15 protein-coding genes and 1 pseudogene are annotated in these 25,027 nt (G+C 56.1%); 6 read left to right on the top strand and 10 right to left on the bottom strand.

What is annotated here, in order from left to right; translation table 11 throughout:
• Positions 1–41 precede the first annotated feature (41 nt).
• Positions 42–7,457, top strand: a complete 7,416-nt coding sequence (locus V8J88_RS00080) for an AAA family ATPase (protein WP_338847095.1) — start codon at positions 42–44, stop codon at positions 7,455–7,457.
• A gap of 46 nt (positions 7,458–7,503) precedes the next feature.
• Here the strand turns inward: V8J88_RS00080 and V8J88_RS00075 are convergent, their stop codons facing one another.
• Together V8J88_RS00075 and V8J88_RS00070 are read right to left on the bottom strand one after the other, a co-directional pair.
• Positions 7,504–7,698, bottom strand: a complete 195-nt coding sequence (locus V8J88_RS00075; RefSeq protein WP_338847094.1) for a hypothetical protein — start codon at positions 7,696–7,698, stop codon at positions 7,504–7,506.
• Positions 7,699–7,925: 227 nt separating this feature from the next.
• Positions 7,926–8,894, bottom strand: coding sequence for a ribonuclease Z (locus tag V8J88_RS00070; protein ID WP_338847093.1), 969 nt, complete (start codon positions 8,892–8,894; stop codon positions 7,926–7,928).
• Between the two features lie 68 nt (positions 8,895–8,962).
• Here V8J88_RS00070 and V8J88_RS00065 point away from each other — a divergent pair, with 68 nt between their 5' ends.
• Positions 8,963–9,703, top strand: a complete 741-nt coding sequence (locus tag V8J88_RS00065) for an AAA family ATPase (protein ID WP_338847092.1) — start codon at positions 8,963–8,965, stop codon at positions 9,701–9,703.
• A gap of 13 nt (positions 9,704–9,716) precedes the next feature.
• Here the strand turns inward: V8J88_RS00065 and V8J88_RS00060 are convergent.
• Positions 9,717–10,037 (bottom strand): annotated as a pseudogene (locus tag V8J88_RS00060) (ATP-binding cassette domain-containing protein); the annotation flags it as partial.
• A 140-nt stretch (positions 10,038–10,177) separates the two neighbouring features.
• On the opposite strand from V8J88_RS00060, the gene V8J88_RS00055 reads away from it, so the two are divergent.
• Entirely contained in the window at positions 10,178–11,059 is an 882-nt protein-coding gene (locus V8J88_RS00055; protein ID WP_338847091.1) for a hypothetical protein, read from the top strand.
• Positions 11,060–11,104: 45 nt separating this feature from the next.
• On the opposite strand, the gene V8J88_RS00050 is transcribed toward V8J88_RS00055, so the two are convergent.
• Complete coding sequence (locus tag V8J88_RS00050) at positions 11,105–13,936, bottom strand: pitrilysin family protein (protein ID WP_338847090.1); 2,832 nt, start codon at positions 13,934–13,936, stop codon at positions 11,105–11,107.
• A gap of 199 nt (positions 13,937–14,135) precedes the next feature.
• Between V8J88_RS00050 and V8J88_RS00045 the strand changes: the two genes are divergently transcribed.
• Positions 14,136–14,738: a DUF938 domain-containing protein gene (locus V8J88_RS00045; RefSeq protein WP_338847089.1), complete on the top strand. Its 603-nt coding sequence runs from the start codon at positions 14,136–14,138 to the stop codon at positions 14,736–14,738.
• On the opposite strand, the gene V8J88_RS00040 is transcribed toward V8J88_RS00045, so the two are convergent.
• From V8J88_RS00040 to V8J88_RS00030, 3 genes are all read right to left on the bottom strand, one after another.
• Positions 14,739–15,032, bottom strand: coding sequence for a hypothetical protein (locus V8J88_RS00040; RefSeq protein WP_338847088.1), 294 nt, complete (start codon positions 15,030–15,032; stop codon positions 14,739–14,741).
• A 384-nt stretch (positions 15,033–15,416) separates the two neighbouring features.
• Positions 15,417–16,670 carry an AAA family ATPase gene (locus tag V8J88_RS00035; RefSeq protein WP_338847087.1) on the bottom strand — a complete coding sequence of 418 codons (1,254 nt, stop codon included), beginning with the start codon at positions 16,668–16,670 and terminating at the stop codon, positions 15,417–15,419.
• A gap of 156 nt (positions 16,671–16,826) precedes the next feature.
• Positions 16,827–17,447, bottom strand: coding sequence for a Fic family protein (locus tag V8J88_RS00030; RefSeq protein WP_338847086.1), 621 nt, complete (start codon positions 17,445–17,447; stop codon positions 16,827–16,829).
• Between the two features lie 302 nt (positions 17,448–17,749).
• Here V8J88_RS00030 and V8J88_RS00025 point away from each other — a divergent pair, with 302 nt between their 5' ends.
• Both V8J88_RS00025 and V8J88_RS00020 read left to right on the top strand, forming a co-directional pair.
• Positions 17,750–18,859: a M35 family metallo-endopeptidase gene (locus tag V8J88_RS00025; protein WP_338847085.1), complete on the top strand. Its 1,110-nt coding sequence runs from the start codon at positions 17,750–17,752 to the stop codon at positions 18,857–18,859.
• 29 nt (positions 18,860–18,888) lie between these two features.
• The gene (locus tag V8J88_RS00020) at positions 18,889–19,698 is read left to right on the top strand and encodes a hypothetical protein (RefSeq protein ID WP_338847084.1); all 810 of its coding nucleotides are present in this window, start codon (positions 18,889–18,891) and stop codon (positions 19,696–19,698) included.
• A gap of 73 nt (positions 19,699–19,771) precedes the next feature.
• Here the strand turns inward: V8J88_RS00020 and gyrB are convergent, their stop codons facing one another.
• From gyrB to dnaA, 3 genes are all read right to left on the bottom strand, one after another.
• Positions 19,772–22,267: a DNA topoisomerase (ATP-hydrolyzing) subunit B gene (gyrB, locus tag V8J88_RS00015; protein WP_338847083.1), complete on the bottom strand. Its 2,496-nt coding sequence runs from the start codon at positions 22,265–22,267 to the stop codon at positions 19,772–19,774.
• Between the two features lie 91 nt (positions 22,268–22,358).
• Complete coding sequence (gene dnaN, locus V8J88_RS00010; RefSeq protein WP_338847082.1) at positions 22,359–23,465, bottom strand: DNA polymerase III subunit beta; 1,107 nt, start codon at positions 23,463–23,465, stop codon at positions 22,359–22,361.
• 37 nt (positions 23,466–23,502) lie between these two features.
• Positions 23,503–24,927 carry a chromosomal replication initiator protein DnaA gene (gene dnaA, locus V8J88_RS00005; RefSeq protein WP_338847081.1) on the bottom strand — a complete coding sequence of 475 codons (1,425 nt, stop codon included), beginning with the start codon at positions 24,925–24,927 and terminating at the stop codon, positions 23,503–23,505.
• Positions 24,928–25,027 lie beyond the last annotated feature (100 nt).

The following is a 25,027-nucleotide window of genomic DNA, read 5'->3' as shown; positions in this document are numbered from 1 at the left end:
GCCTGCGCCGCAGGCAATACAGATAGTGGGAAGGGCTGCAGATGCTGCAACTGGAAGGCTATACCATTACCCAGACCTTGCGCCAGGATGAGGAATTCACCCTGTATCGGGCACGCCGGCAACAGGATGGCCAACACGTACTGGTGAAAAGCCCGACTCTGGAGCGCACCACCAGCGCGTTGCGCAACCGCATTAACCAGGAATACGCGCTGCGCGAAGAATTGCACGAAAGCTGGGCGGTGCGCCCGCTTGCGCTGCAAGGCGCAAATGGCCGCATTGTGCTGATTTTGCAAGATCCCGGCATGGTTTTGCTGGAAAGTCTGCTGGACGGGCCGATGCCTGCGGCGCAATTTCTGCACCTGGCCAGCGGCATTCTGGACGCCTTAGCGCATATGCACTTGCAAGACATTGTGCACAAAGACCTGCAGCCGGCGCATATCCTGATCGACCCGGAAAGCGGCAGCGCGCGCCTGTGCGGCTTTGGCATCGCCAGCCGCATCCCGCGCGAACACCAAAGCGCGCTGCCGATGGAAGTCATGGCCGGCGCCTTCGCCTACATGGCGCCGGAGCAAACCGGGCGCATGAACCGCTCGGTTGACTCGCGCAGCGATCTGTATTCCCTGGGGGTGCTGTTTTACCAGATGCTGACCGGCGCGCTGCCGTTTCAGGCCGAAGACGCGATGCAATGGATTCATTGCCATGTGGCGCGCCAGCCCGGCGCACCAGCCCAGCGCAATCCGGATATCGCCCCGGTGCTGTCGCATATCGTCATGAAACTGCTGGCCAAAAATGCGGAAGAACGCTACCAGACCGCCAATGGCTTGCGCGCCGACCTGCGCCACTGTCAGCAAATGCTGCTGCGCCACGGCCAGCTGCAGCATTTCACGCTGGGCCGGCAAGACGCCTCGGCGCGCCTCTTGATCCCGGAAACCATGTACGGGCGCGAAGCCCAGCTGCATGTTTTGTTCGACGCCATGACGCGGGTGATGGAAAGCGGCAAACCCGAATTGGTGCTGGTCTCCGGCTATTCCGGCATCGGTAAATCTTCGCTGGTGAATGAACTGCAAAAGGCCATGCTGCAACCCTGCGCCCTGTTCATTTCCGGCAAATTCGATCAATACAAACGCGACATTCCCTACGCCACTCTGGCGCATGCGTTTCAAAGCCTGATCCGGCAAATTCTGTGTCAAAGCGAAGCCGAACTGGACAACTGGCGCCAGGCGATTCAACTCGCGCTCGGCAATCAGGGACAATTGATGATTGAGCTGATCCCGGAATTGCGTTTCGTGATCGGCCCGCAAAGCGCACTGGTGCCACTGCCGCCGGCAGATGCGCAATTGCGTTTTCAAGCCGCCTTCCGCCAATTCCTGTCCGCCTTCGCCACCCCGGAACACCCGCTCGTCTTATTCCTCGATGATTTGCAATGGCTCGACAGCGCCAGCCTGGCGCTGCTGGAACATTGGATCAATGACCGCAGCCTGCGCCATATTTTGATGATCGGGGCTTACCGCATCAAAGAAGGCGAGCGCCAACATCCCTTGTACGAGGCGCTGGCCGGCTTGCGCAACGGCCCGCTGCCGATACATGAAATCGAATTGACGCCCTTTTTGCAAGCCGATGTCGCCCACCTCTTAGCCGATGCGCTGCAAAGCGATATCGGCCAGGTCTGGCCGCTGGCGCAACTGGTGCACGACAAAACCGCCGGCAACCCCTTTTTCACCACCCAGTTTCTGACCCGCCTGGCGGATGACGGCCTGCTCGCCTTTGACCATGTGCAAAGCAAATGGCGCTGGGATCTGGCGCGCATCCGCGCCGAGGGCTTTGCCGACAATGTGGTGGATTTGATGATCAGCCGCTTGCGCAGCCTGCCGCAAGCCACGCTGGAAATTCTGAAAATGCTGGCCTGCATGGGGAATGGCGCTGAGATCGACGTGCTGGCGCGGGTATGTGAAAAAAGCGTCGAAGCAACCCAGCTCGATTTATGGCATGCAGTGCATCTGCGCCTCTTATTGCGGCATGGCGAGCGCTATCAATTTCAGCATGACCGGATTCAGGAAGCCGCCTATTCGCTGACCGCCGCTGGCGAACTGCCGGCGCAGCATTTGAAAATTGGCCGCCATCTGGCCGCCCATTTGAGCTGGCCGCAAATCGAAGATGAAATCTTTGACATCGTCAATCACTTCAACCAGGCGCGCCATTTGATCGAAGCGCCGCAGGAACGCGAACGCCTGTGCCAATTCAACTTCATCGCCGGCAAAAAAGCGCGCGATGCGGTGGCCTACCGCGCCGCACGCGACTACCTGCAAATTGCGCGCGAATTACTGCCGGAAGACGCCTGGCGCAGCCGCTACGACGACACCTTCACCCTGTATCTGGCGCTGGCCGAATGCGAATATCTGCAAGCCAATGTGGCGGCGGCGGAAAGCTTGTTTGAGCTGCTCTGGCAACACGCCGATTCCGATCTGGGACGGGCCAAAATCACCGTCATGCAAATCGCCTTGTACCAGGTGGCGGGACACTTCCAGCGCGCCAGCCAGGTTTCACTGGCGGCCTTGAAAATGTTTGAGCTGGATTTTTGCGCCGATCACAGCCGCCTGCGCGAAGAATTCACCGCCCAGCATGCGCCGCTGTTGGCGCGCTTCAAATTGCGCGGCGCGCAAGAACTGCTGCACCTGCCGCAAATCGGCGATGAGCGCATCAAAATGGCGCTTGAAGTGTTCGCCGGCATCAGCGCCTCAGTGTACGGCGCGATCCCGAATCTGTTTCCGCTGTTGGTCTTGCAAGCGGTCAAACTGGCGCTGCAACACGGCAACTCGCCCGCCGCCGCCACCGTCTGGGCGCGTTACGCCATGGTGCTGGCAAGCCTGGGAGAAATCACGCTGGCGGCGGAATTCATGCGCCTGGCGCAGGAATTGAACCAGCGCGCCGGCGATGAGAAACGGCGCGGTCAATTGCAATATTTAGACGGCGCCTTTGTGCACTGCTGGCATTTGCCGCTGGCCTCCAGCATTCCGCTGCTGGAACAAGCCTGGCAAAGCTGTATGGAACAAGGCAATCTGCCTTCCGCCGGCTTTTGCGCCCTGTACGCCGCCTGGCACCCCTTTGAAAAAGGCGAACCGCTCGACCAGGTGCTGGAATTCACGCGCAAATATGTGCGCCTGGCGCGCGACAGCCACAACCATGTGATTGCCGACACGATTCAGCTGAATGTGCAAATGCTGCGCTGCCTGCAGGGCGAAACCCAGGGCGCGGACAGCCTCAGCGATGCGCACTGCAATGAAGAAGACTTACTGCGCCATCTGCGCCAGACCGGCTTCGCCAATGGCCTGGCGCGCTACCATGTGATGCGGCAGATTCTGGCTTTTACCAGCGGCGACTATGCCAGCGCGCTGCAACACGCGCAAGCCATCGACCTCACCCAGTTCAGCGTCAACACCCTGTACCTGGTCAGCCACCTGTTCTATCACATGCTGGCGATCGCACGTTTGTATGGGCAGGCCGAAGCCGCACAACAAGCCGCCTGGCGCCAGGAATTCGACCAAAAAACCGCACAGCTGGCGCACTGGGCGCAACATTGCCTGGCGAATTTTCTGCACCGCCTGCAACTGGCGCAAGCCGAACAGTGCCGCATGCTGCAACAAGCGGAAAGCGCCATGCAGTATTACGACCAGGCCTTGCACACAGCGCGCGAAAACGGCTTTTTGCAACATGAAGCATTGAGCAATGAATTGGCCGGCCGCTTTTACCTCGAACAGGATTTCATCCGTATCGGCCAGAGTTATTTGCGGGATGCGCGCTACTGCTATCAAAAATGGGGCGCCCACGCCAAAGTGCGCCAACTGGGACAGGAATTCCCCTGGCTGGAAGCGCGCAGCAGCCAATATCCACACCCGCTCGGGCACTTCGATTTACTGGGCGTCCTGAAAGCATCGCACGCCCTATCCGGCGTGATCGAGTGGACAGAATTGGTGGAAACCTTTTTGAGCCTGGTGCTGCAACATGCGCATGCCCAATTCGCCCAACTCGCCTTGCTGCGCGGCGAACGCCTGCAGCTGGTGGCGCAAGCCGATTTGCAAGGCGTGCATTTGCCGCGCGAAATGGAAGCCGCGCACCTGCCCTGCCCGCAGATTTTGATGCAGCAGGTCGCGCAACAACGGCAAAAAGTACAGGCCGGCGCGCATAATCTGCCGCAAGCCTGCCTGCAAGACCCCTGGTTTGCGCAGCACCAGCCACACGCCCTGCTCTGCCTGCCGCTGCAAAAACAAGCCAGTCTGGTTGGCGTGCTGTATCTGGAACAGGGCAAAAGCGGCGGCGGCATGCACGCCGAACAAGTGTCCCTGCTGGAACTGCTGGCCAGCCAGGCCGCGATTGCGCTGGAAAATGCCCTGCTGTATCACAATTTGAAGCAGGAAAACCAGGAGCGCCAATTGGCCGAGCTGGCCTTGGCGCAATATCGCGACCAGCTGGAAATCACCATCAGCGAGCGCACTGCCGAAATTTTGCAGCAAAAAGAAGAAGTCGAGCAGCAAAAAGAAAGCCTGGAATTAGCGCAGCGCAATATCGCGGTGTTATCAGAAATCGGGCGCGAAATCACCGCCAGCCTCAACCGCGACGACATCATCAACACCCTGTACAAGCATGTGAATGCGCTGATGGTGGCGACCAATTTCGGCATCGGTTTTTACCGCCCGGAACAGGAATTGATCGAATTTCCGCATGCCCTCAACCGGGGCCAGAAAATGGCCCCGTATGCGCGCAGCATGCGCGAGCGCAATCAGCTTGCGGTGTATTGCATTGAGCAGAAAAAAGAAATTTTCATCAACGATGTGGACGCCGATCTGGCGCAATACATTCCCGCGCTGGACATCCCGAAAGAATTGGAGCTGGGCGGCTTGCAGGAAGACATGCTGCCGCAAGCCGGCCTGTATGTGCCGATGCTGTTAGGCGAACGGGTGCTGGGCGTGCTGGGCGTGCTGGGCGTGCAGAGCTATCAAAAACATGTGTACCGGCGCGTGCATCTGGACATGCTGCGCACCCTGGCGGCGTATGCAGCCGTGGCGCTGGACAATGCCGCCGCCTACAGCCAGGTGGAAGCCACGCTGGCGACCCAGCGCGACACTGAAATTCAATTGCGGCAACAGGAAAAGCAAGTGCGCCTGCATGCAGATGAATTGCGCCAGGCCAATCAATCGCTGCAGCAAAACGAAGAACGGCTGAACCAGGCCAAGCAAAAAGCGGAAGAAGCGACGCGCCAGAAGTCTGAATTCCTGGCCAATATGAGCCATGAGATCCGCACCCCGATGAACGCCATCATCGGCATGGCGCATCTGGCCCTGCATACCGAACTGAGTCCCAAACAGCATGATTATGTGGCCAAAATCCACCGCGCCGGCCTGTCCCTGCTGGGGATCATTAACGACATTCTGGATTTCTCCAAAATCGAAGCCGGCAAGCTGGATGTGGAAAAAGTGCCGTATCAGCTCGACGATGTGCTCTCCAATCTGGCCGGCATGACGAGCCAGAAAGCGAGCGAGAAAAAACTCGATTATCTGTTCGATATTGCGCCGGATGTGCCGCGCGAGTTGCTGGGCGACCCTTTACGTCTGGGACAGGTTTTAGTCAACCTGGTGAACAATGCGATCAAATTCACCGAACATGGGGAAATCTGCGTCAGCTGCCATCTCGACCGCCACAGCGGCGAAGCGGAACAAGTGCATCTGTGTTTTGCCGTGCGCGATTCCGGCATCGGCTTGAGCCAAAGCCAGAAAAACCGCTTATTCCAACCCTTCTCCCAGGCCGACACCTCGACCACCCGCAAGTATGGCGGGGCCGGACTGGGTCTGTCGATTTCGCAAAGACTGGTGGAAATGATGGGGGGACGCATCTGGGTCGAAAGCAACCCCGGCCAAGGCTCCACCTTCCACTTTTATGTACAGCAAAGCATGCAGGCGCACAGCACGCCGCCGGCCGCCTCACTGCTGCAAGGCGCGCATGTGCTGCTGGCGGCGCGCCACTCCCCGGCGCGCAGCATTCTGGCGCAAAATCTGCAGGCGCTGGGCATGAAGGTGGAAACCCTGGCCACCTCAGACGCCGCGCTGGCTGCGCTGCAACTGGCGGAACGGCGGCGCGAACCATACCCGCTGTTGATTCTGGCGCATGATTTACATCCGCTGGATGGGGTGAGTTGCGCACGCAAGATGCAGGAACTGGCCTTGAGCCTGGCCCCGGCGATTCTGCTGCCGCTGCCGTTTGGCGCCGATGCGCTGCAAGAAGCCGCACAAGCCGCCGGCGTCACCGGCTTTATTCAACAACCGCTGCTCTTGAGTCAATTGCAGCAAGTGCTGCTGGATGTATTCGCTCCGAGTTGCCCGCTGCATCTGCCGGCGCCGGATCAGCGTCAATTCCGCGACACCAGCGTCTTGCTGGCGGAAGACAATGATATCAATCAGCAGATTGCGATTGAGTTGTTAGCCGCCGTCGGAATTGAAGTGGATGTCGCCAGCACCGGGGTCGAGGCTTTGCAAAAGCTGCAGGCCGGCGGCCCGGACAGCTATCAGCTGGTGTTGATGGATTTGGAAATGCCGGAAATGGATGGCCACGCCGCCACCATCGCACTGCGCGCCGACGCCCGCTTTGCGCAATTGCCGGTGGTGGCGATGACCGCGCACGCCCTCACCGATGTGCGCGAACGCTGCCTGATCGAAGGCATGCAAGACTATCTGACCAAACCGATCCACCCGGAACAGCTGTATGCCTGCCTGGCGCGCTGGCTGCATAATGCGCCACGGGCGCACGCGCCGGCGCTCAAGCCCAACCCGGCTGCCGCGCCTGCGCTGCCGAATCTGGCCGGGGTGGATCATCAACTCGGCTTGCGCCAATCCGGCGGCAATCCCGCGCTGCACCAAGAGCAACTCAACCGCTTCACCAAGACCCACAAACAGGCGGTGATTGAAACCCGGCTCTTGCTCACCGATGGCGATCTGCTCTCCGCAATCCGGCGCATCCACCACCTGCACACCGCCGCCGCCGCCATCGGCGCCAGCCGCTTAGCGCATGCCGCCCAATTGCTCGAATCGTATCTCGACCAAACCCCGGATGAGCAACTCGATACCGGCATGATCGAACAATATATGCAGGGCGTGGAAAATGCGCACAGCGAGATTTTCAACAGCCTGCACGCGCTGCCGGCGGCAGCCGCCCCCCAGGCCAAGGCACACAATGCAGCAGACAGCGCAAGCAGCGACAATGCACAGCAACAACAGGCGCAAGCCGCGCTGCAAGCCTTTGCCGCCTTGTTAAACGAGGCCAATCTGGAAGCGGTGGATTATTTCCAGGAACAACGCGCGCTGCTGGGCGAAGTCTTGAACGCGCAGCAGATGCAGCAGATTCAAATCTGCTTGCAGCAATATGAGTTTGAAGAGGCGCTGGCGCTGTGCCAGATTGGCGTCAATTCATAATTGAGCATCTGCAAGGAAACGGCGCAGCAATTTCCGCTGGATTGATTCAGCCTTGTACGGTGGCAAGAATATACCGATAAGGCGCCTGTCGCAAAAAGTCATCCGCCTCATCCGGCGCGGCCTGCAATACTTGCAACAATCCCGCCAACCATTTTTGCCGCTCACTGCGCAAAGCCGCATCTTTATTCAAACCCGGCATATCGCGGGTTTGTTCGACTTGATGTTTGCGCTGCCGGCTCAAGCATCGGCAAAATCGGGTCAGCCTGGGTTTGCATGAGTTGCGCCAAGGCATCGCCAGCCGAATGCGCCAAAGAACTGAAAGCTGGCATGCTGGCGCTGCCTTGACCGTCACCATCGAATCCGGTGCTGCGAATATGACGGCGCGCCAAGGCGCTCAACTCCACTTTGCTTGCCATCTGGCGCCAAGCTTGTCGCGCGTTTGTATCGGCACTATAGCGCAAGCCTGCTTCACAAAGCATGCAACACGCCATCGCGCTGCAAACGGAAGCGTGCAAAATCCTGCGCCAGCCACAAACGGCCCCGGTAGATTTGCGCCGCCTCGGCTTGCAACAAGGGCAGCGAATTGCTGTCATCCCCTCCATCAGGGCGGTAACGCGGGCTGAAATGGGTCAAAATCAGATGCGGCAAATTGACGCTGGCGGCAAAGGCGCCAACCCGCGCCGCGCTGCTGTGTTGCACCTGCGGCCCGACTTTTTGCGCAATCGACTCGGTGTAAGTCGCTTCATGCACCAGCACTTGCGCCCCCTGACAGGCATGCGCCAATAAATCCGGCTGATCATTGTCGCCGCCCAAAACCAGCTTGAGCGCCGGCCCGCTGGCGCGCAATACCTGTTCTGCGGCAATTGTCTGGCCCTGCCATTGCACGCTTTGGCCGCGTTGCAACTGTCCCCACATGGGGCCGCGCGGCAGGCCCAGGCGCTCCAGCAAGGCGCTGTCGAGCTGTTGCGGCGGCGCGTCTTCTTGCAGCACATAGGCCCAGCTCGGCACGCGGTGGGAAAGCGGGACACAGGACAGATTCCAGCCGCGATCTTGCCAAAGCCTGTCCTGCGGCTGCTCATCAATCGCGATTTCAATCAATTCATACGGCAGCCACAGTTGCGTCAACTCGCGCGTGGCGCTGACCCACTCCAACACTTTGCGCGGCGCCAGCAGAGTCAGCGGGGTTTTGCGCCCATTCATCGCCGCGCTGGCCAACAGGCCGGGCAAACCATAGCAATGGTCGCCATGCACATGGGTGATGAAAATCGCACGTAAATCAATCACCGACAGCGGGCAGCGCAGCAATTGGTGCTGGGTGGCTTCGCCGCAATCGAGCAAATACCATTCGCGCCCCTGTTCATGAATCAGGGCCAGCGCGCTGACGTTTCTTTGCAAAGTGGGCACGCCGGAGGAAGTGCCTAAAAACAGTAAGTCCACAGCATTCTTTCATTCATTGATTTCGATTAGTATAGCGTGCTGCATCCTGTCCAACATTCACAAGCATCATGCCACGCCGCTCACACCCTTATCTGCAACGCGTCGAATTCCGTCCCGACATTACGCTTGATTTCGATGCTTATCCTCTCAATATTCCCGCTGTCGCTGAAATCGGCATGATTGATTTTCATCCGAATGTCACTTTCTTCGTTGGCGAAAATGGGGCCGGCAAATCCACCATACTCGAAGCATTGGCGCTGGCGCTGGGCTTTGGCAAAGAAGGCGGAACCAAGAGCAGCCGTTTCAGCACCGCCAACTCAGTCTCAACATTGGATCAAAGTTTGCGCCTGGTGCGCAGCCCGCCGCTGCCCACAGATGGCTATTTTTTGCGGGCGGAAAGTTTTTTCAATCTGGCCAGCTATATGGACGGCGTTGGCTATCTGGAAAGCTATGGCGGACGCTCGCTGCACGAGCAATCGCATGGCGAATCGTTTATGGCGGTATTGCTGAACAAGCTCAGAGGAAATGGCGTCTATCTGTTGGATGAGCCGGAAGCAGCCCTTTCGCCCAACCGGCAACTGGCTGCTTTACGCGCCATCCATCATTTGGTGGAAGACCACTCGCAATTCATCATCGCCACCCATTCGCCGATTTTATTGGCTTACCCGCAGGCCAAAATCATCCAATTTGACGCCAGCGGTTTATCTGAAGTCGCGTATGAAGATACCGAACACTATTACGTCACACGCGACTTTTTAAATCATTACCCGCGCCGCCTGCAACAATTGCTGCAAGACGATGAGGAATGAAAGATGTTGCGGCTTAAGCCGCCTGCCCCATCTGCCGCCGCACCAATTGCGCATACATGCCGCCGCCATCGGCCAGCAAATCCGCATGCCGCCCTTGCTGCAAAATCCGGCCTTGTTGCATCACCACGATGCGGTCGGCATGCGCGATGGTGGACAGGCGGTGCGCGATAATCAAGGTGGTGCGTCCCTGCATCAAAGTGTGCAAGGCTTGTTGCACCAGCGCTTCACTGGCGGCGTCGAGCGCGCTGGTGGCTTCGTCCAAAATCAGGATGCGCGGATTGCGCAGCAAGGCGCGCGCAATCGCAATGCGCTGTTTTTACCCGCCGGATAATTGCCCCCCCCCAGCGCGCACCCGGCACGCTGGCGTAGCCACCTGTTTCACAGAAATTTATGGCTTAAATATTAAAATTTCTTTCATTAATTTATCAATATGGCATAATTGTCTTTACTCTCTACCACTCTTCCCCGTTCTTCATGCCTGCCAAACTCCATTCATGCTGCGCCATCGCCCTGCTCGCCAGCGCCTGCGCCACCCAAGCCGCCACTTTTAATTGGCCGCAAGCCCATCTGCAAACCGCCGCCAATTGGCTGGGACGCATCCTGCCGGAAAACAATGTCTATGGCAGCCCGGCGGCAATCAGCCTGGACGCCAATCAGGTCTTGCGCGCCACCTCGCAATGCGGCTCATTCATGGCTTTACTGTTGCAACAAAGTTATCCGCAGCTCAGCGCTGATGTGCTGCAGGGACTGACCGGCAGCGTCTCGCCGGACGCGGCGCAATGGTATGACGCGCTCGATCCGGCCATCGCGCACAGCGCGTATCGCGGCATGGCTTTGCAGCCATTGGACGCCGCCGCCGGACTGGCGGCGAATGGGCGCCGCTTGCGCTTGCATGGCAGTCTGTTATTGCAACGCGGCGATTTGCTGGTCAGCAAATACAAGGCCGGCGATAGCCGGGGACATGTGATGATGGTGGAAAGTTTTATTGCGCCGGCGCCGGCGCAAGTCATGAGCCTGCAAGATACGCGCGCCATTCCTGGCGTGTCCCTGGTGCGGCGTTGGATGGTGACGGTGATTGACTCCACCTCCAGCGCGCATGGCAGCAGCGACAGCCGCTATTTGAATGACAGCCGGGAGAGCGATGGACATGATCGCGGCATCGGGCGCGCGGTTTTGTATTTGTATGAAGACGCCAGCCCCGGCAGCGGCCAGCAGGGACATTTGGCGGGTTGGAGCTGGAGCACCGCCAGCGCCTACACCTACCAATTCAGCCAGCCCGGCGCAGTGGATAATCTGGGCAAAAGCACTTACCGCCCGCTGTTAATCGGGCGTATGGTGCAGTTGCAGGCCAAATAACAAGCCCGCCTCATGGGCGGGCTTGTCAAGGCGGGCAATACAGGATTATTTCAGCTTGCCTTCGGCGTCACGCTCTTCGATCTTGCCCATTTTCAGCTTTTCCAGCTGCGGCAAAACTTTGGCCTTATCCCCCACTGCAATCACTTTCAGCAATTCCGGCTGCAGATATTTGATGCCGGCTTTTTGTGCGCTTTGCGGGGTTACGGCGGCAAAGCGTTGCGGCAGCTTGCTGTAATAGTCGAGCGGCAAATCATAAATGAACAGATTGGCCATGCTTTGGCTGATCACCGCATTGGTGGCGAAGGTGGCCGGCAGCGTCAACACTTGCGCATTGCGCGCGCCCTTGAATTCGCCTGCCGCCATCGGTTTGCCCAGCATGTCTTTGACTTCTTTGAACATGATGGAAATCGCGTCGCCGGTGGCGTCGGCGCGGATGCCGCCGCCCAGGCTGAAGTTGCCATATTGACGACCCGGATTCAAACGCGAATACACGCCATAGGTGTAGCCCTTGACTTCACGCAGGTTGTGATTGATGCGGCTGGTGAATAAGCCGCCCATCGCGGCGTTCAAGACTTCCAGCGCATCCAGCTGGCTGTCTTTGCGCAAAGGGCCATCGGCAATCACGCGCACGGCGGTTTGCGAAGCGCCCGGCTTGTCCACCAACACCACTTTGGCCGCGCCCGGCATCGCGCTGATGCGTTTTTCCTGCGGCGCGGCGCCGCTCTTCCAGGCGCCAAAATATTGGTTCGCCAGTTTTTTCAATTCGGCTTCATCGATATCGCCCGACACCACCAGGGCGGCGTTATTCGGCAGATAGTGTTGACGCCAGAATGCCAGCACATCCTCGCGCTGCAGATCTTTCATGCTTTGCTCGGAACCGATCTGCGGATAGGCAGCCGGATGTTGCGGGCCGTATTGCACCATGCGCGCCACGCGTGCTGCGATCTGGTTAGGATTTTCCTTTTCCTGGGTCAGTTCGCCCATGCGCGCGGCGCGCTGGCGTTCGATTTCCGCTTGCGGGAAAGCCGGGTTGAGCACCATATCCGCCACCACATCCAGCGTGCGCGCGAAATTGCTGCGCAGCGAGAGCATTTTCACAAAGCTGGCGTCCTGTCCCGATCCGCTGGAGACGGTCGCGCCGAGCTGCGCCAATTCATCGGCGATTTGCAGCGCATTGCGTTTTTGGCTGCCTTCTTCCAGCATCTTGCTGGTGAAATCAGCCAAGCCGGGGCGCTGCGCCGGATTGCTGCCGGCTCCGCTCTTGATCACCAACTCCGCCGCCACCAAAGGCAGGGACGGGTTTTTGTGATAAATCACTTGCAAACCGTTATCCAGCTTGAATTGCTGTGCTTGCGGCAGGCTCAGCTTGGGTTCCGGGCCAGCCTTGGGCTGTTTTTGACGCCAGCTTTCTGCTGCATGCATGGCCTTGGCTTCGCCTTTGACTTCTTTGGCTTGCGGCGGAACCGGCACTTCCGGCGCCAGTTTCTTCTCGCCCGGCACGCCATGCACCACGGCGCGCATATTCTTTTGCAATTGCGCCGCCACCGCCGCCTTGATCGCCGCCGGGGTCACACTGCGCATGCGTTGCAAATCTTTTTCCAGATAGCCGGGGTCGCCAGTGTATTGGTTGTAGTGGTTGAGCTGATTCGCCAGGCCGGAGGATTTTTCGACAGTGGTCAAAACCAGGGTTTCGATGGTGTTACGGGCGCGTTCGAGTTCCTGTTCGGTCGGGCCTTCGTCGCGCAGCCGCACCAATTCCTCTTCCATCGCGGCTTCGATTTCCTGCGCGGTTTTGCCAGGACGCGCGGTGACATCCATCATGAACATCGAAGTCAGCGCATTCGAGTATTGCGCGGCGGCGACGTCTTGCGCGATTTGCTTTTCATACACCAGCTTTTTGTACAGGCGGCTGGCTTTGCCGCCGCCCAGAATTTGCGCCGCCAGCGACAATTCCATATCGCCCGGGGTGTAGGCCGGCGAAGTCAGCCAGCCCATGAAGACGCGCGGCAATTCCACCTGATCGGTGATCACGGCGCGCCGTTCTTCCGTGATTTTCGGCGTTTCGACCTTGGGCTTGGCCACGTCCGGGCCGCGCTTGAAGCTGCCGAAGTATTTTTGCACCAGGCGCTTGGCTTGCGCCGGGTCAAAGTCGCCGGCCAGCACCAGGCTGGCGTTATTCGGCGTGTAGTAGCGCGTGAAGAAGTTGCGGATGTCAGCCAGTTTGGCGTTTTGAATATCTTCGTGCGAGCCCATCACCACGGCATAATACGGATGGCCCTTGGGCAGCATGAGTTGGATCAAGCCCTCTTCGACAATGCCATAGGGGCGGTTTTCCACGCTTTGGCGGCGCTCATTGCGCACCACGTCTTGCTGATTGGACAGCGCGGTTTGGTCCAGCACGTCCAGCAGATAGCCCATGCGGTCGGCGTGAATCCAGAGCGCGGTTTCGAGCTGATTGGCGGGCACGGTGTCGAAATAATTGGTGCGGTCGAAGTCGGTGGTGCCGTTGGAGTCGGTCACGCCAATGCTTTCCAGCAGCTTATCGGCCATGCCGCGCGGCACATGCTTGGTGCCGGCGAACATCATGTGTTCAAACAGGTGGGCAAAACCGGTCAGGCCCGGTTCCTCGTTCGCGGGGCCGACGTGATACCAGATATTGACGGTGACGACGGGCAATTTTTTATTCGGCGCCAGAATCACTTCCAGGCCGTTAGCGAGTTTGAATTTTTCAAAAGCGATCTGCGGCGCACTGCTTTGCGCAGCCGGGGCGGCATGTTTGGTATGCGAGGCGTGATCATGCGCCAGCGCCGGCGTGACGCCATACAGCGCAGCGAGCAAGGCGGGCAGCGCCAGCAGGCGCGGGGTGTGGATCTTCATTATCGGTTCCTGTCTTGGTGTTATGCGTGCTGCCCGAAAGGCAGTGCGCAATCGGACAGCGCAGTATAGGAAAAATTCCGGGCCGCATGCAGAAAATTCGCATCTTGTCCGCGCCCGGCAAGGTGCAAGGAATGGCAGCTGCGGCATAAACGCGCAGAGCTGTGTATGCTGTGGCTTATTTTATCTGAGGATATTCGGCATGAAATTGCACTCAAGCGCCTGTGAACGCAACCGCGAACCGATTTTGGCGCAATTGCGCACGCTGTTCGCCAGCCGCAGCAAAGTCTTGGAAATCGGCAGCGGCACGGGCCAGCATGCCGCCTATTTCTGTCCGCAATTGCCGCATTTGCAATGGCAGAGCAGCGATCTGGCGGGCAATCACGCCAGCATTCTGGCCTGGCGCGCAGAATGTGGCGCAGCGAATTTCCTGCCGCCGCTGCTGCTGGATGTCAGCCAAGCCTGGCCCCGGATCGATGGGGTGGACGCGGTATTCAGCGCCAATACCAGCCACATCATGCCCTGGCCTGCGGTGCAAGCGATGTTGCGCCAAGTCGGCCTGCTGTTGCCGGCTGGCGGTTTGTTTGTGCTGTATGGGCCTTTTAACCAGGAGGGCGGCTTCACCAGCCCCGGCAATGCCGAATTCGACGCCACCCTGCGCGCGCGCGACCCGCAAATGGGCTTGCGCGCCCGCGAAGACATCCAAGCGCTGGCGCATCAAGCCGGCATGCGCACGCACGCAATGCTGGCGATGCCGGCGAATAATCAGATGTTGGTGTTTGAGCGGGTTGGACTTGGCTGCTGATTATTTGGAGCGCGAAGGGTTTTCTTTCAAATACTGTAGCAGCGCATTGTGCACAGCCCCACAATATTCTGGCAAGCAACCCTGTTGATCCGGCATGAAGATTGCCTCCAATAAGCGTTGTGCCTGACTCCGTGAAATGTATGGCCTGCTTTTGAGCGGCTGCAAGCTGCGTGCGATCACCATTTTCCGGTCTTCCACCAACATGTCGTGATTTAAGTTCAACACATCAATCGTCCTTTTCCCCAGCTCGCTTAAATGACGCACCATACCATTGCGGCGAAACTGCAAATGCATGCAGGGATCATCTTGCGCCGGATTCAGAATCTGATCGGCAAGAGGATCATGCGCCGCTTTTTTGGGTACGCCATAATGACATGCCTGATGATTGCTGCCGGGATAGCATGCGAATAAATTACCATAGTCGATGTCTTTGCCATCGCGGTATTTGGACTGTGGTAAAAAAATGTTCGATATGGCACACATCCGAAGATTTTTCCGCTCCAGCTTTCAAGCGGCGCATAGTATAAGCACACAAATAATGCTGCTCCGCCATCAAGGCTCGCCGCACTTCCTCCCCGGGAAAACCAGATCCTGCGTAATACAAATTCTGTGGCGTATCCTTATTTTCCCGTTTCCACTCAATCAGTGCGCGCGGCTGCGTCCTTTTCTTGACAGGAATCATGTTTGATCCTCTTGCATGGCGCGCAAAGAGGCCAACGCGGCGCGTGCTCCGAGCAGCGGTGGGATGTCGCCGGTTTTTGCTTGCATCTTCTCAATCATTTGTCCGGCCTGATCGTACTCACCGTCTTCCAAAGCGTCTTCAATCGCTTGTAATTCCTGATGCACTTCCGGATTGCGGGCATCAACCTCCATCACATTGCGCACGACTTCGCTGCTGTCCAGTCCAAATGCATGCGCAGGATGGCCGATGAATTCGCCGTCCTTCAATAAAAACACTTGCTGGGGCGGTAATTCGCTGATTACCAGCGGCGAATGGGTGGACACAATGAATTGACAGTGCGGGAAAGTTTGATGCAACTGCCGCAATACCTTACGCTGCCAGGCTGGATGCAAGTGCAATTCAATTTCATCAATCAAAACCACAGCCTCTCCATTGAAGTCAGGACAGGCTTCGCGCCACATCGCAAGGCGGCGCGCCAAATCGCCCACCAGCGCAAGCAAACAGCGCTCGCCATCCGAGAGTTGCATGACATTGAATTCCAGTCCCTGTTTTTGCAAGCTCATATATGGCTGAGGCTTACGGCGCACACGCAGGCGGGTAAAGCCGGTAAACCGCTCGATTGCCTCCCGCACTGCTTGCATCGCAGGGTCACGCCAAGCTGGATCGTCGCGAATCAGCTCGTTTTCAGCGTCTTCACGGGCGCGGAACCAGGAAAAAAACTGACTGAAGTTCGCACTGCTTTGCATGGCGCCATCAAACACCTGCAACATGATGGCTTGTTCTGACTGACTGTCTTCCAAAGCAGTGGCGCGCACAGCTCTTTGCACACTGTAATAGACCGCGGCAGGACATGGGATTTGCAAAGCCAAAGGACGCAACATCTTCACCATGCTCTCTTCCGGCGGAGCCAATAACACTTGTTGCTGCGCTACAAATTCCCATCCGGCATGGTTATTTTCATTGCTGGCCTTGAGCTCAATAACCGCTTTTGGCTGGCCTATCCTGACATCGTTGCCCTTGATACTATCCTGGGCATACCAAACTTCACGTTTGGGGACCCAGGCCTCAGGTTCAAAGCGCCCCTCAAGAAAATCCAATTGTTTGCGGTAAATTGCCGCCGCCAATGCATCCAACACCGCCGACTTGCCCGCGCCATTGATCCCAACCAGGGCATTCACGCCCGGCGCGAAATGCAAGCCCATCTGCGCTATGCCGCGAAAATTTTGCAGACTCAGACTCTCCACCCGCATATGCTTCCCCTGATGTATGTTGTTGCGATTGTAGCCTGTTCCAGTGTGAAGAACCCCTATGCGTCAATTTGACGAAGCGCTGATGCTTGGCAGGAATGATGCGCGCATCAGCAAGCATGATTGACGCCGCAAAATCATGGCAATTTGTTCAAGCCTTCAATCCCATGTGCGGTAGCAAGCGCTCATCCACTCCATACCAGCGCTTGCGTTTTTCGATTGATAAAAGTCCACCATCATCTGATCGAATTCATCTTTTTTCGCAGCCGGCACACTTAAATAATAATAGCCATGACGCAATAAAATATGATTCATCAACGCGCGCGCGGTGCGTTTATTGCCATCAAAAAAGAATTGCTGCTGCGACGCCCAAAAAAACCAGGCCAAGGCATATTCAAATGGATGACTGATCGCCTGCAATTGCACCAAACCATCTGCGAAATATTGCGATAATTCGCTTGCAGCTGGAGGCATATAGTCTGCACCACTGATGCGCACCTGTCCATTGCGAAATTCCCCCCAAGTCAAGGCTTCCTCAAAGGCGATGCGTTGATGGAATGCACAGGCCAAGGCTTGATCTTCGGCCTGCATGCCGCGTTTGCACAATTGCAGCAAATATTCCAGTGCCCGCTTTTGATTCAACACTTGCATCACATCATCCACCCGCTGCCCTCCCGGTGTTTCACCATCGAGCAAGGTTTGCACTTCGAGAAATGTCAGCGGATTGCCTTCCAGATGGACAATGTCATAGACATATTGCGCCATCATTTTTTTGAGCATAAAAGCAGGTTTTCCTGGCGTTGCCGCAGGGGTGGGCCAGGGGTGTTTGGGCGGAGTGTAAAAAAATGGAGGCATCAATTACTATACTTTAAAAATTAAAAATTTTTCACCATCAAATATCAACCACCAAAAAAACTATTTTTACGACAGTACCAGATTGTAACAATTTTACGTCATGTCAACTCACTCTCTTCATTATGATAAAATTTTCAAATACACCACATCCAACTTTACAACCCTAATAAACAATCAATCTCTTTGAATATCAACTGCAGCCGTCATCCTCGATTTGGAGAAGAAAATTGACTTTTGATTACAGAAAGAATTTCAGTTGGCAATACCGCTGGGTTCAGAAAATTATTCATGATCCCACCCTGTTTCATAAGGATTGGCAGGATATCATCTCAGCAAGCAAGCGTATGATGACAGCAAGCGGGTTTGCGCATGAAGAAGCAAATGTCCTGCAGCGAATCCGAACAAAAGCCAGTTCAATCAATCCAAACTACAAAACGTCTGATGTTGCAGTCAACTTGCTCGAAGCAGTCAATGTCCCTTTGAATTCAACTGTTAATTTATTGCCTGCCGCACAAAGCATTAATGTTTCCGCATTGAAATTTTTAATGCACATGTATTTTGAAACATCATCGGGCGAACGCTCTGTTTGGGTACACTCGCTTCCTCAAGAGTTTTCAAATTGGTGTTCACTTCAATTTTATGAAAAAATTTCAGCCATTAGCTCAGCAACATCTTTGCTGCGGAGCAATAGCGAGCACTTTACACCGCGCGAGCGAATGGAGCTAGCCAATGCAAGCGGCATGGCATTAGCATGGGCACAAAGAACAATTATCATCCTGGCTAATGCACTTAATCAAAAATCTGAAGAGCATTCGACCTCCCTCGAACTCATTCGCCGCTGGTTTGGAGACAGCTCTTGCACCGATCAAGATTTAATGCAATTTGCGCTAATTCTCAGCACTGGGTTCAAAGCGATGATTGCCACATTAACAAGAGGAAAGTTAATATTTACAGATTTTATTTCATTGAGAGAAGCCAGCACATCCGAGGAAATTCGTTTTTTCAAGTCGGAAGCTTTTGTGATATCCAACCGATTTGAAGGCATGGATATTGTTTACATTGAACAAGCATTTTTCAACCCGCCCCCTGGCGGCCTTCTGAACGGCCCTAAAAATTGGGCAAGAGTGATATTGCACGAATTATCTCACTTGGATGCAAAGACTATTGATGTCCCATATGGCAGCTATGCACGTTATGCCTGGGCAGGCATTGCCCCACATGCAGGTTTCCCCGGAAAAGAGGCCATCCAGAATGCAGATAGTTGGGCTTTCTTTGCTGCAGACTGTGCACAAGCTTTGACAGAAGGCGAGCGCATAAAAGCATTGCGCATCACATAATTATGCGATACTTGTTTGGCATCCTATGCATGTTTTTCCATGCGAATTCCTCAGCATTTGAGGCAAATTATTCAGAAAGAGCAAAGGAAATGCACTCTACTCCCAGTATACCAGCGCCGATCATAGCCACTCCTTTTGAGTATAATGATTTGCTTTTGATGGCCGAAGATCAAGTAACAAGCGAAAATCGCTTAGATGCCTATCTACTCGCCAAAGACAAAAAATCAGGAAAACGTCTATGGTCAATATTGATCAGTAAGGGCAGTAAAAACCCGATGATTAGCATTGAAACACCTGCGCTCATTGAGAAAATAGAAGCAGATCAAAAAAATGGCCTTATCTTGGTTAGCATAAACTCTGGCTTCATTTACTCTGTAAACATCAGCAATCAGTCTGTCACACTGTTAAATCCCCCAGCTCCTGATAAGCAAGGGCCGGAATATCAACTTGTCTCTGACGAAATCCAGAAAAACATCACTGCTCACTTGGATTCCATCAAACTTGAACATAATGGAATTATTTACCGCCAGGCAACACTACATGATGGCGATGCATTTTCTCATGGTGGCACTTGGCTTTTAGCGCTTGATTCCCAGAGTAAAAAATTGCTTTGGTCTGCTCAGATTGCACAATGGGCTAAAAATGAAATTTTCTTTTGCGAGAAAAATCTTAAAAATGCCTTTCGCAAAATGAAATTTAACCAGGAAATGCAAGTCATTAAAATTTCAAGCTACAACGAATTCACATATGAAGTCAATATAGCATCACATCAGGTGAAAACAATATCAAGCTTCGACAGTTTAATGCCGGAACTCGGACCACCTCCGATACTGCCATAATATTTTTCAGGCTGAATCAATTCAGTTACATCAACAAAAAAGCGGCCTCAGCCGCTTTTTTGTTGATGACGCATCAAGCATCAATATTCCCCGCCAACAGCGCATTGCCCTCAATAAACGCCCTGCGCGGTTCCACTTCATCGCCCATCAGGGTGGTGAAGATTTGGTCGGCGGCGATGGCGTCTTCGATTTGCACTTTGAGCAGGCGGCGCACGGTCGGGTCCATGGTGGTTTCCCACAGTTGCTCGGGGTTCATTTCGCCCAGACCTTTGTAGCGCTGCTTGGTGACGGTGCGTTCGGCTTCGTCGCGCAGCCATTGCATGGCTTGATGGAAGTCGCTGACCGCAGAATCTCTCATCCGCTCGCCTTCGCCACGGCGCACAAACGCGCCGGGCTGGATCAAGCCCTTGAAGGTGATTGCGGCTTGCACCAGGGCGCGGTAGTCAGCGCTTTGCACAAAGTCGGCGTCCAGGCTGCTGACTTTCAAATTGCCATGGTGCAGGCGCTCAATGCGCAGCATGTGCTTTTCTGACAGCTCATCAAAACTGGCGTGGACTTTGACTGCGGGATCATTAATCGCGGCCATCAAAGCTTGCGCCGATTGTTCGGCGGCAGCCGGGTTGCTCAAATCCAATTCCACCCCGGTCATGATCGCGCTCAACGCCGCGCGGTCAATCACACGGGACAGGCGCTGCATGATGGCGTTGGCGGTATTGTATTGGCGCACCAGTTCACCCAGCGCTTCACCGCTGATGGGTTCCTGTCCCTCGCCCGGAATCAGGGCGGCGGTGTTGAGCGCCACCGTCATCATGTAAGACGCTTCTTCCAGATCGTCCTTCAGATAACGCTCGTCACGCCCGGCTTTGACTTTGTACAGCGGCGGTTGCGCGATATACACATGGCCGCGCTCGACCAGGGCCGGCATTTGCCGATACAGCAGGGTCAGCAACAGGGTGCGGATGTGCGCGCCATCGACGTCCGCGTCAGTCATGATGATGATGCGGTGATAACGCAGCTTGTCGATATTGAACTCATCCGGGCCAATCGAGGTGCCCAGTGTCGCAATCAGGGTGGTGATTTGCTCGCTGGAGAGCATTTTCTCAAAGCGCGCTTTTTCCACGTTCAAGACTTTACCGCGCAGCGGCAAAATCGCCTGGAATTTACGGTCGCGTCCCTGTTTCGCTGAGCCGCCTGCCGAGTCACCCTCGACGATATACAGTTCGCACAGGGCCGGGTCTTTTTCCTGGCAGTCGGCCAGCTTGGCCGACAGACCTAAGCCATCCATCACGCCTTTGCGGCGGGTCAGTTCGCGCGCTTTGCGGGCGGCTTCGCGCGCACGCGCGGCGTCCACGATTTTGGCGCAAATCAGTTTCGCGTCAGTCGGGCGTTCTTGCAGGAAATCGGTCAGGGTTTTGGCGACAATTTCTTCCACCGGGCCGCGCACTTCAGAGGAGACCAGCTTGTCCTTGGTTTGCGAAGAAAACTTCGGTTCAGGGACTTTCACCGAGAGCACGCAGGTCAGTCCCTCGCGCATATCGTCGCCGCTGATTTCGACCTTGGCTTTTTTGGCCAGCTCGTTTTCTTCAATGTATTTGTTGATCACGCGCGTCATCGCGGCGCGCAAGCCGGTCAGGTGGGTGCCGCCGTCGCGCTGCGGGATGTTATTCGTGAAGCACAGCACGGTTTCGTTATAGGCGTCGTTCCATTGCATCGAAACGTCCACTGAAATCATGCTGCCCTGGTCAGACTGGCGTTCGCCGGTGGCCTGGAACACTTGCGGATGCAGCGCGGTTTTAGCTTTGTTGATGTATTCCACGAAGCCGCGCGTGCCGCCTTCAAAGGCGAATAATTCTTCCTTGCCGCTGCGCTGATCAGTCAGTTTGATGCGCACGCCATTGTTCAAAAAGGACAATTCGCGGATGCGCTTGGCCAGAATTTCATAATGGAATTCGACCGTGGTGAAGATTTCCTCATCCGCCCAGAAATGCACATCGGTGCCGCGTTTGTCAGTTTCGCCAATCACCTTGATCGGTGAACACAGCACGCCGTCTATCATTTCGGTTTCACGGTTTTGCGGTACGCCACGCGCGAATTCCATGAAGTGCACTTTGCCATCGCGGCGGATGGTGAGTTTCAGACATTTCGAGAGTGCGTTCACGCAAGACACGCCAACGCCATGCAGGCCGCCTGAGACTTTATAGGCATTCTGGTCAAATTTGCCGCCGGCGTGCAGCTCGGTCATCACGATTTCCGCCGCGCTGCGCTTGGGTTCGTGTTTGTCGTCAAATTTGATGCCGGTCGGCACGCCGCGCCCGTTGTCGGTGATCGAAATCGAGTTGTCGGAGTGAATCGTGACGTGAATTTCGCTGCAATGGCCGGCCAGGGCTTCGTCAATCGAGTTGTCCAGCACTTCAAACACCAGATGGTGCAAGCCGGTGCCGTCGGAGGTGTCGCCAATGTACATGCCAGGCCGCTTGCGCACTGCTTCCAGCCCTTCCAGGATCTGGATCGAGGCGGCGCCGTATTCGTCTTTCTTTTGCTCGTTTGGCTCTTGGGAAATGTCGGACATGGACTGCTTTCAGAAAAAACGTTGACTCAAGGTGACAAGCCGGCTGCGCCGGCGCAGCGCGCAGCTGCGCCGCGCGCCGTGGAACTGCAGATTAAATGCGCATCGGCATGACGACGTATTTGAAATCGCCGTCGTTGGGTATCGTCACCAGCGCGGAAGAGCTGGAATCGCCGAAGGAGAATTGCACCTGTTCGGTCTTCAAATTCCCCAATACTTCGAGCAGGTAAGACACATTGAAGCCGAGATCGAGCGAGGCGCCGCCGTAATCGATTTCGATTTCTTCCAGCGCTTCTTCCTGGTCGGCGTTGGTGGAGCTGATCTTCATCACGCCCGGTTCAATCATGCAGCGCACGCCTTTGAATTTGTCCGAAGTCATGATGGCGGCGCGCTGCAAGCTGTGTTGCAACACGGCGCGGTCGAGCGTGAAATGGTTGCCATAGCCGCGCGGAATCACGCGGTTGAAGTCAGGGAATTTGCCTTCGACCAGCTTGGACACCAATTCGATATCAGAAAAACGCAGGCGGATCTGGCTTTGCGCCAGGTCGATTTGCACCGGATCATCCAGCTCTTCCAGCAGGCGTTGCAATTCGCCTACGGTTTTGCGCGGGATGATCACTTCCTGGCGCTCGAATTGCTCTTCAGTCTTCACCTGGCAGAAAGCGAGGCGGTGACCGTCGGTGGCGACTGCCATCACATATTCGCCATCCAGCACCAGCAGCAAACCGTTCAGGTAGTAGCGGATGTCTTGCTGCGCCATGGAGAAATGCACCATGGAAAATAAATGCTTGAGGGTTTTTTGCGGCAGGGTCACGCTGGCGCTGTAGTTTTCCGCCGGCGCCACCACCGGGAAGGCGTCGGCGTCCAGGGTTTGCAGCGCAAAGCGCGATTTGCCGGCGGCCACCGTCATACGGCGGCCATCCAGTTGCAGCGCCACATTGCTGGTTTCAGACAGGGCGCGCACGATGTCGAGCAATTTGCGCGCGGCGACTGTGGTGGCGATATTTTCTTCGCTGCCGCCCAGTACCGCGCTGGTGCTGATCTGCACTTCAGAATCGGTGGCGAGGAAGGTCAGACGTTCGCCCTGTTTTTTAATCAGCACATTGGCCAGGATGGGCATGGTGTGACGGCGTTCGACAATGCCGCTGACGATTTGCAGCGGTCGCAGAAGCGCGTCGCGGGTGGCGTTGAGCAGTTGCATGATGTTCCTCAATAATGTTTTTGCATTCCGGTATGCGTCAACCCTTCAGGGTTTGTTCCAATACGTGCAATTCGTGATTGACTTCGGGGTTTTTGGCGCGATCCTGCGCAATTTTGCGCACGGCATGCAGCACCGTGGTGTGGTCGCGGCCACCGAACAGCTCGCCGATTTCCGGCAAGCTCTTTTGCGTCAACTCCTTGGCCAGATACATGGCGATCTGGCGCGGGCGTGCAATATTCGCCGGACGCCGTTTGGAATACATATCGGCCACCTTCACATTGAAGAAGTCGGCCACGGTTTTTTGAATGTTTTCCACGGAAATCTGGCGGTTTTGCACCGACAGCAAGTCTTTCAAGGCTTCGCGCACGACATCAATCGTGATGTCTTTATTATGAAAGCGCGAATACGCCAGAATTTTGCGCAATGCGCCTTCCAGCTCGCGCACATTCGAGCGCAAGTGTTTAGCGACAAAGAAGGCCACATCTTCAGAGAAGGTGACGCCTTCCTGGCGCGCTTTTTTGAGCAGAATCGCGACCCGCATTTCCAATTCCGGCGGTTCAATGGCGACGGTTAAGCCGGAATCAAAACGCGAAATCAGGCGATCTTCCATGCCCGCGATTTCTTTGGGATAGGTGTCGCTGGTGATGATGATTTGCTTTTTGGCGGCGATCAGCGCTTCAAAAGCGTAGAAAAATTCTTCCTGAGTGCGGCTCTTGCCGGCGAAGAATTGAATATCGTCGATCAAGAGCATATCCAGCGAGTGGTAATACTGCTTGAAATCGTCAAACCCTTTGCGCTGGTAGGCGGTGACCACGTCGCGCACATATTGTTCGGCGTGAATATAGCGGATGCGCGCACCCGGGCGGTCTTGCAGAACTTGATTGCCGATCGCGTGCACCAAGTGGGTTTTGCCCAGCCCCACGCCGCCATAGAAAAACAGCGGGTTGTAGGATACGCCGGGGTTGTTGGCGACCTGGATCGCGGCGGCGCGCGCCAATTGATTGGCTTTACCTGTCACCAGCGAATCAAAAGTCAGATCCGGATTGACCTTGCTTTGCTCCTGGCGCGGCGAAAGGGTATTGTATTCAGCGCTGATGGCCGGCAATTCGGCCTGCGCCGGCGCATCCCCAGCCACATTGGCGGCGGACATCGCGCCGCCGGACGCGCTTTGCGGATTCGGCGCGGCGGGCGGCGGACTGGCAGGGGCCGGTTTTTTCAGGGTGCGCGGATCGAGCACGAACAGCACTTCAATCGGACGCCCCCAATGTTGCGAAGCGAGCGCGGTGATGCGGCCGGCAAATTGCGTCTTGACCCAATCCAGCTTAAAGCGGTTGGGCGCAGCAATGCGCAAGCGGTCGCCCTCCAGATCGAGCGCAAACAAGGGCTTGATCCAGGCGCTGTACTGCTGCGGCGTTAATTCCAACTCCAGCTGCGCGGAACAAGTTTGCCAAAAATTATCCATTCAGTATCTCTGTCTAGCGATAATCGGGTGCGCATCGGGTGCAGATCAGGCGCAGGGCCTTTGCACAGCAGATCAAACCGATCCGCCCCGCCTTGCCGCC

Origin of the sequence: Massilia sp. W12 (assembly GCF_037300705.1) — a bacterium.
GTDB lineage: Bacteria > Pseudomonadota > Gammaproteobacteria > Burkholderiales > Burkholderiaceae_D > JACPVY01.
Note: the sequence above shows the minus strand (reverse complement) of the source record. Positions and strands in the feature narration are given on the sequence as shown.